This window comes from Tardiphaga sp., assembly GCF_028290495.1.
Classification (GTDB): domain Bacteria; phylum Pseudomonadota; class Alphaproteobacteria; order Rhizobiales; family Xanthobacteraceae; genus Tardiphaga.
Genome location: NZ_JAQGJT010000045.1, coordinates 1 through 8,178, shown reverse-complemented (window position 1 = coordinate 8,178; position 8,178 = coordinate 1). Strand labels below are relative to the sequence as shown.

The 8,178-nt window shown below is 62.9% G+C and carries 9 protein-coding genes; all 9 read right to left on the bottom strand.

Features of this window, described 5'->3' with window-relative positions:
- Positions 1–74: 74 nt before the first annotated feature.
- Positions 75–593 carry a 50S ribosomal protein L10 gene (gene rplJ, locus JWQ24_RS08300; protein ID WP_299806545.1) on the bottom strand — a complete coding sequence of 173 codons (519 nt, stop codon included), beginning with the start codon at positions 591–593 and terminating at the stop codon, positions 75–77.
- 698 nt (positions 594–1,291) lie between these two features.
- Positions 1,292–1,939, bottom strand: coding sequence for an Isoquinoline 1-oxidoreductase subunit (locus JWQ24_RS08295; protein ID WP_299806543.1), 648 nt, complete (start codon positions 1,937–1,939; stop codon positions 1,292–1,294).
- A complete protein-coding gene (locus JWQ24_RS08290; RefSeq protein WP_299806541.1) occupies positions 1,936–4,110 on the bottom strand; it encodes a xanthine dehydrogenase family protein molybdopterin-binding subunit in 2,175 nt (724 codons plus the stop codon). Before JWQ24_RS08290 ends, JWQ24_RS08295 begins: the two co-directional genes overlap by 4 nt.
- Before the next feature lie 3 nt (positions 4,111–4,113).
- Positions 4,114–4,578: a (2Fe-2S)-binding protein gene (locus tag JWQ24_RS08285; protein ID WP_299806539.1), complete on the bottom strand. Its 465-nt coding sequence runs from the start codon at positions 4,576–4,578 to the stop codon at positions 4,114–4,116.
- A 178-nt stretch (positions 4,579–4,756) separates the two neighbouring features.
- A complete protein-coding gene (locus JWQ24_RS08280) occupies positions 4,757–5,707 on the bottom strand; it encodes a 2-hydroxyacid dehydrogenase (RefSeq protein WP_299806537.1) in 951 nt (316 codons plus the stop codon).
- Between the two features lie 319 nt (positions 5,708–6,026).
- Positions 6,027–6,209, bottom strand: a complete 183-nt coding sequence (locus JWQ24_RS08275; RefSeq protein WP_299806535.1) for a hypothetical protein — start codon at positions 6,207–6,209, stop codon at positions 6,027–6,029.
- A gap of 184 nt (positions 6,210–6,393) precedes the next feature.
- Positions 6,394–7,086, bottom strand: a complete 693-nt coding sequence (gene rplA, locus JWQ24_RS08270) for a 50S ribosomal protein L1 (protein ID WP_299806532.1) — start codon at positions 7,084–7,086, stop codon at positions 6,394–6,396.
- Between the two features lie 5 nt (positions 7,087–7,091).
- Complete coding sequence (gene rplK, locus JWQ24_RS08265) at positions 7,092–7,520, bottom strand: 50S ribosomal protein L11 (protein ID WP_299806530.1); 429 nt, start codon at positions 7,518–7,520, stop codon at positions 7,092–7,094.
- A 150-nt stretch (positions 7,521–7,670) separates the two neighbouring features.
- A partial coding sequence (gene nusG, locus JWQ24_RS08260; RefSeq protein WP_299806529.1) for a transcription termination/antitermination protein NusG occupies positions 7,671–8,178 on the bottom strand: 508 nt, incomplete at its 5' end.

Sequence of the window (8,178 nt, the reverse complement as noted above, 5' to 3'; positions counted from 1 at the left end):
ATCTTATTGAGGTCGGCCATTGTCTTGTTTCCTTAAGCGTATCTAGTTCGAACCAGGGTTGAATGCGAAGGGCGTCAGGCCGCTTCGCTCTTTGAGGCATAGGCCTGAACAACACGTGCGAGCTTGGCCGCAGGTGCAGTCGACAGCTGAGCGATCTTGGTCGCCGGCGCCACAAGGAGGCCGATGATCTTCGCGCGCAGTTCGTCGAGCGAGGGCAGCGCGGCCAGGGCCTTGACGCTGTCGACGTTCAGGACGGTTTTACCCATCGAACCACCAAGAATGACGAAGTTCTCATTCAGCTTGGCGAATTCGACGGCAACCTTCGGTGCCGCTACCGGATCGTCAGAAGTGGCGATCACGGTGGGACCCTTCAGAAGGGACCCAATGGCAACGACGTCCGTGCCTTCAAGAGCAATTTTGGCGAGACGGTTTTTCGAGACCTTGACCGATGCGCCGGCCAGCTTCATCTGCGTACGCAGGTTCTGCATCTGGGCAACGGTGAGGCCGGAATAATGGGCGACGACCGCAACGCTGGTGGTCTTGAACAGACCGTTCAGCGCTTCGACCGCGTCCTTTTTTGCCGCTCTTTCCACAGCAAGCTCTCTCCGGTTGGCGGCCTCTGCATGAAGCAGGACCGCCGGGTTACACCCACCGCCCCGCTTTAAACCTGACCTCAAGACACACGGTCTTCAGACACGTCGAGCGAGACGATATTTGAAAAGCCTGCCCTTCCCGCGCCATCACTGGAAAACCAGCAAAGACAGGGGAGTGTCGAGGTTCGAACTGGATACGCTGCCCGCCGCTTGACGCGACGCTGACGACATCCGGTCTTCACCCGTCTATGCTGGCTTTAGGATTAAGCCGTTGAACAAATTTTCATTTGTCGCGGGCGCCAGCAGTCTTGGACAGGATCGAGATCGTCTGATCGGCCATCGCTGGCTAATGAGAGACCCCTGCTCGCTTCGTTCAATCCGCGTCGCGTTGGCCTTTCCTTCGAGCGATCCATGCGGATAGCCTGAAAGAAATGGTCTCCTGACGATGTGGGTTGTCGGATGCGAACACAGACGTACCAGCTGTCGCCAGCACGCCCGGAAGCCGGTTGTTTAACGAGTCGCGGGGAGATTGCCAAGGGACATTTTGTTCCGCGGCATCTTTTATGCAAGGGATCAGTTTCCCAGGCGCGGTGCAGCATTCTTATGCCGCTCCGCGAATCCGGATCCCGGCTGCTAAGGTACCAGGAAACCGGCTTTGCGAAGCAGCACTTCGTGCTGCGTCGCGTCCGGGGAACGGCCTACCCTTTCGGGCACACCGCGCCGGAATCAGCCCAGGCTTTGAACAGCTCGCCAAACTGCTTCTGCGTGCCCGGGGCCGGGGTCCGATTGCCGCCGGGGTTCCAGCCCCAGCCGACCAGTTCGTCCTCAGCCATATGTTGAACCAGCGCCGCCAAGTCCTTGCCGCCGTTGCGTTCCTTGTCCTTGATCTGGACGCAGATCTGGCCGAGCGTCTTGCCCTGCCAGGCCATCTCGATCGGTGCCAGCGCCCATTTCGGATTGCCGGGAACGTTGGCCGCATCGAAGTTGGCCTCGTGGTGACAGGTGGTGCAGGCCAGTCCGCTTGCAGCGCCCATACCGCCCTCGCCGCGCACCACCAGCGGGATATGCGGACGCATCCGGTCGGTCTGGGTCGGACGCTCGGTGGCCGGATGGCAGTTCATGCAGCGCGGCGACTGGATCACCTTGCCGACTTCCTGAAACAGCGCCAACGAGCGTTCGCTATCGTTCCGGATCCCGGCAAAGGCCGAGACCGGCTGCAGCTTGCCGGCATCGGCGGCGGAATCGGTCGCCGCATCGGCCTGGAAGCTCGGGGCTGCGAAGGCCAGCAGCCCGACCGCGAGACCGCCGGCGGTGAGCGCCAGCATCGATTGCTTGAACAGGCTCATGCGGATGCTCCCGGCACGATAGGCAATTGCCGGGGACGCGCTACGCCCAGTTTCGCCATCGCGTTGGCCACCGCCGGTCCGAGCGGAGGCACGCCGGGCTCGCCGACGCCGGTGGGCTTCTCGGTGGATTTCACGACCACTACCTCGATCTCAGGCATCTCGTTGATGCGCAACGAGCGATAGGTGTCGAAATTGCCGTTGACCGGACGGCCTGCGTCGAGCGTCTGCTCGGCATAGAGGATGTGGCCGAGGCCGAAGCCGATGCCGCCTTCCATCTGCGCGCGGATGATGTCGGGATTGACGGCGACGCCGCAATCCACGGCGCACCAGACCTTGTGCACCTTCGGTCCGTCCGCGCCGATCGACAGCTCGACGACCTGCGCCACGAAGGTGTTGAAGCTCTCGACCACCGCAACGCCGCGGGCGCGGCCATCCGGCACCTTGTAGTTCTTCCAGTCGGCGAGTTCGGCGACCGCCTTCAGCACGCCGACATGGCGCGGCTTCCTGCTCATCAGTTCGATGCGGCCCTCGACCGGGTCCTTGCCGGCGGCTTCCAGCAGCTCGTCGACAAAGGCCTCCACGGCGTAGCCGGTGTGGGTGTGACCGACCGAGCGCCACCACAATACGGGTACGCCGACATCGACCTGGTGCATGTCCATCTTGAAATTGGCGACGTCGTAGGGAATCTCGTTCGACCCCTCGTAGGAGGTCGGGTCCAGACCATCTTTGAACATGACAGCCTCAAAAAAGGAGCCCTTCATGATCGACTGCGAGACGATGGTATCGCTCCAGGCTTCGATCTTGCCGTCGCGCACGCTGCCGCGCATGCGGTGGATGCTGTACGGGCGATAGTAGCCGCCGCGCATGTCGTCCTCACGGGTCCACATCAGCTTGATCGACTTGCCGGGCCCGATGGCCTTGGCCACTTCGGCGAGTTCGATGGCCTGATGCGTGGTCTGCTGGGCGCGACGGCCGAAGCTGCCACCGGCAAGCAGGACGTCGATCTTCACCTTCTCCATCGGTAGCCCGAGCACCTTGGAGATGGCCGTATGGTCCGGGGTCGGAAACTGGCAGCCATAACGCGCGTGGACGGTGTCGCCGTCCCACTTCAGGTAAGCGCTGAGCGGCTCCATCGCCGCATGGACCAGGTAAGGGAAAACGTATTCGACTTCGACCACGCGGCCGCCCTTGGCCATCGATCCCTCGAAGTCGCCCTCGGCCTTCACGACCTTGCCAGGCGTCTTCGACAGCGCGCGGAATTCGCTGAGCAGCTGCGCCGATCCGCGGGTCTCCGCCTTGCTGTCGTCCCAGACGATCTTCAGCGCGTCGCGGGCGGTCTTCGCCGGCCAGAAGCCCCGGGCATAGACCGCAATGCCGGTCGGCACCTGCCTGACATCGACGACCCCCGCAACGGCTTTCGCTGCGGACGCGTCAAAGGATTGCACGGTACCGCCGAATTTCGGCGAGCGCGCGATGACCACGGTCAGCATGTCCGGCTCGTGGATGTCGACCGTGTACAGTGCCTTGCCGTCGGTCTTGTCGGCGCTGTCGAGGCGCTTCACGACGCCTTCCTTGCCGATCAGCTTGAAGTTTGACGGGTCTTTCAATTTGGGATCGGTCGGCACCGGCATCGCCATCGCCTTGTCGGCGAATTCGCCGAACTGGCCCTGCTTGCCGGACGCATGCTTGAGGATGCCGTTCTCGACGGTGATCTCGGACGCCGGCACCTTCCAGCTCTCGGCAGCAGCCGCAACCAGCAACTGCCGGGCAGCGGCGCCGACCTGGCGCATCTGGATGAAGGAATTGGCGATGGCCGTCGACCCGCCAGTGCCCTGCAGGCCGAACGCGAGGTTCTTGTAGAGCGCCGGATTGGACGGCGCGTGATCGGCACGCATCTGCGACCAGTCGGCATCCAGTTCCTCGGCGACCAGAGTGGCCATGCCGGTCCACTGGCCCTGCCCGAACTCGATGCCCTTGCACAGCACCGTCACGGTATTGTCGGGCTTGATGATGACGAAGGTGTTCGGCGCGATGTTGTAGGCCGGTGCGGCCGGGGCCTGCGCGAAGACCTTGCCGCCGCGCGCTATATAGGCGCCGATGGCGAGGCCGGCGCCGGCCTTCAGCAGCGAGCGGCGCGACAGCGAAGTGGTGGCCTTGTCATGAACGGTCATGGCTCAACCCTCCAACGTCTTGGCGGCGCTATGGATAGCGGCGCGGATGCGGACATAGGTGGCGCAGCGGCAGATGTTGCCGTTCATCGCAAGGTCGATGTCGTTGTCGCTGGGAGCGGGATTGAGATTGAGCAGCGCCGTAGCGCTCATGATCTGGCCGGACTGACAGTAGCCGCATTGCGGCACATCGAGCGCGACCCAGGCCTTCTGCACCGCCTTGGCCTCCTTGCTGTCGAGGCCTTCGATGGTGGTGACCTCGCTGCTGCCGACTGCCGACACCGGCAGCGAGCAGGAACGGATGCTTTGGCCATCGAGATAGACCGTGCAGGCACCGCATTGCGCGACGCCGCAGCCGTATTTGGTGCCCATCAGACCCGCGCCGTCGCGGATCGCCCAGAGCAAGGGGGTGTTGGGGTCGAGGTCGACCTGATGGGTCTGACCATTGATCTTGAGGGCGAACGCAGCCATCGCTGATGTCCTTGATGTATCGAATGTACGCCTACATTCGATTGCTTCTAAATCACCAAGGACAATTACAACGGGATCGCGATTTCAGACACTCACTTATTTTTGTACCGGCCGGGAACGAAAGTCGGACTTGCGGAACGGCGGGCGAGGATTGTTTGCGCGCGCCGCGCCGGATCTGTCAGGAGGCCACCGGATAGGGCAGCGGCTTGTCCGCGAAATAGGCCGTGAGATTGGCGATCACGCAGTCCTGCATGCTGACATGGGAATCCAGCGTGTGGCCGCCGACATGCGGCGTCAGCACCACGTTCAGCAGCGTCGTCAAAGCACCGGGCGCATGCGGCTCCGTCTCGAACACATCGAGTCCCGCGCCGGCGATGGTCTTGTCGGTCAGCGCGGTGACCAGCGCCGCCTCGTCGATCACCGATCCCCGCGAGATGTTGATGACGTAGCCGTTCGGGCCGAGTTTCTTCAGCATGTCGGCATTGATGATGTGCTGGGTATCCGGCCCGGCGCGCACTGCGACCATCAGCACGTCGCACCATTCCACCAGCGCCTCCAGACTCTCGATATGCCGGTACGGCACGTCGTGCTTGCTGCGGCTGTAATAGGCGACCTCGGTCTCGAAGGCGGCGACGCGCGCCGCGATCTTGCGGCCGATCTCGCCCATGCCGTAGACGCCGACCTTGCGGCCGGGATTGCCGGGCTGCGGCGACATCAGCGGCGATGGCTTGGCCTGAGACCAGCCGCCCTCGCGCAGATACTGATCCGCCGGCAGGATACGCCGCGTCACCGCCAGCATCAGGGTCAGCGCCAGATCGGCGACCGACGCCGCGTTGGCGCCCGGGCTGTTGCCGACCAGGATTTTGCGCTCGGCCGCGGCCTTGAAATCGACGCCGTCATAGCCGGTGCCGTAGCAGATGATCGCGCCGAGTTGCGGCAGCATATCCATCACGTCGCCCTTCAGCGCCTGCCCGCCGGCGGTGATCAGCGCGCGGACGTCCCTGAGTTCATCCGCGGAGAACGCCTCGGCCGGCTTCTTGCCGGCGGCGTCGATCAGGTCGAAGCGATCGCCTATCCGCTTCATCATGGCCTTCGGGAAACGCGAATAGATCAGAACCTTGTCGGCCATGTAGGATTCCCCGGGGATCGCTCCCGCTAATTTCAACGCGTTGAACGAAGTCTGTCGGAGCGTCGTGCGCCGACAGACTTCGTTCTCGCTCTTGATGTGTCTACGGGGTTTCGGGCGCGAAAGCATGTGGCGCAGCCGTCATGGCGGGGCGACAGGTTTGCAGGGCTTGCTGCGAACGACATGAAAGCGGCCGCTATTGCGGTCAGGCGACCGCGGCAATATCGGCGGGGATCGTCGAGCGCCGCCCTGCTCTCGCGCGCCGACCTTTCGGCATGCGGCAGCGCGACCTTGGTATCGCGAGGCCTTTCCGGCGTCGCGATCAGTTGTCGGCGCGGGCGTCCAGACCTGCAATGGCCCGCTCGTCCTCGGGCAACCCCAGAAGTTCCTGCAGCACGCGGATATCGGTGCCCGGAAACACCAGGACCTCCCTGGAACGCGCGGCGGACGGCCCGGTCCGCGCGGGACGCTGTTCATTCCTGACGAAGGCGAGAATTTCAGCCATGACACGGCTCCAATTGCTCTTTCCGACGCGCCGAGAGTCGACACGCGTGGATCAAGCTTCGGACCGCTTGGTTAAGGGAGCCTTAAGAGTTTCATCGCATTTGGCGACACACGGCCTGGTCAAACGAAAGGGGCGGAACCGGTCATCCCGATTCCGCCCCCATATCGCCAGTCTGGCTTCAGGCTTAGACGAGCACGGTGCTCGGTTCGACCTTGATGCCCGGACCCATGGTCGAGGACACCGCGACGCGCTGCACGTAAGTGCCCTTCGAGCCGGTGGGCTTCGCCTTGGCGACGGCATCCGCCAGCGCCTTGATGTTTTCGACCAGCTTCTCTTCCGAGAACGAGGCCTTGCCGATGCCAGCCTGCACGATGCCGGCCTTCTCGACGCGGAACTCGACCGAACCGCCCTTGGCACCCTTGACGGCCGAGGTGACGTCCATAGTCACGGTGCCGATCTTCGGGTTCGGCATCATGCCGCGCGGACCGAGCACCTTACCAAGGCGACCGACCAGCGGCATCATGTCGGGGGTAGCGATACAGCGGTCGAAGTTGATTTCGCCAGCCTGCACCTTTTCCACCAGGTCCTCGGCACCGACGACGTCGGCGCCAGCGGCACGGGCTTCATCGGCCTTGGCGCCACGGGCGAACACGCCGACGCGCAGGGTGCGGCCGGTGCCGTTCGGCAGCGAGACGACGCCACGAACCATCTGATCAGCGTGACGCGGATCGACGCCGAGGTTCATCGAGATTTCGATGGTCTCGTCGAACTTCGACTTGGCGCGTTCCTTGATCATCTTGATCGCGTCGGTGATCGTGTAGAGCTTCTCGCGATCGATGCCCTCGCGGGCGGCTTTCAAACGTTTTCCAATTGCCATGATCGTTACCCCACCACCTCGACGCCCATCGAACGGGCAGAGCCCTCAACCATCTTCATGGCCGATTCAATGGTGTCGCAATTCAGATCCTTCATCTTGGTTTCGGCGATCTCGCGCACCTGCGCTTTGGTCACCGAGCCCGCCTTGTCGCGGCCCGGCAGCTTGGAGCCGGACTTCAGATCGGCGGCCTTCTTGATGAAGAAGGACATCGGAGGGGTCTTCAGGGCGAAGGTGAACGAACGATCGGCGAAGATCGTGATCACCACCGGGATTGGGGTGTTCTTTTCTTCCTTCTGCGTCTGCGCGTTGAACGCTTTGCAGAATTCCATGATGTTGAGGCCGCGCTGACCAAGCGCGGGACCGATCGGGGGCGAAGGATTCGCCGCGCCGGCCGGCACCTGAAGCTTCAGGTATCCGGTCACTTTCTTTGCCATGTGTCACTCCTGTTGTGCCGGCCAGGCCGGCGGTTGCAGGTTCCGTGGTTGGGTCGAAAAGCGGCTGGCGACCGCCCTCTTCCTCCCACAGCCTTTTGCGAAGACGTGCTTCGCACTTTCAAACGCAGAATTGCTTCTGCGCTATTGCGATCAGACCTTCTCGACCTGACCGAATTCCAGTTCGACCGGCGTGGCGCGACCGAAGATCGACACCGCCACCTTGACGCGCGAACGCGCCTCGTCGATTTCCTCGACGACACCGGAGAACGATGCGAACGGGCCATCGGCCACGCGGACGTTCTCGCCGATCTCGAACGATACCGACGCCTTCGGGCGCTCCACGCCTTCCTGCACCTGATGCAGGATGCGCATCGCCTCGGGCTCCGAGATCGGCATCGGCTTGTTTTCCGCACCGAGGAAGCCGGTCTCCTTAGGGTTGTTCTTGATCTGATGAAACGCCTCGTCGGTCAGCTTCATCTTTACCAGCACGTAGCACGGGAAGAACTTGCGCTCGGCGTCGATCTTGCGGCCGCGGCGTACCTCGGTGACCTTTTCGGTCGGCACCAGCACCTGCTCGAACAATTCTTCCAGTCCGCGCTGTTTTGCCTGCTCGCGAATGGATTCGGCGACCTTCTTTTCAAAATTCGAATAGGCGTGG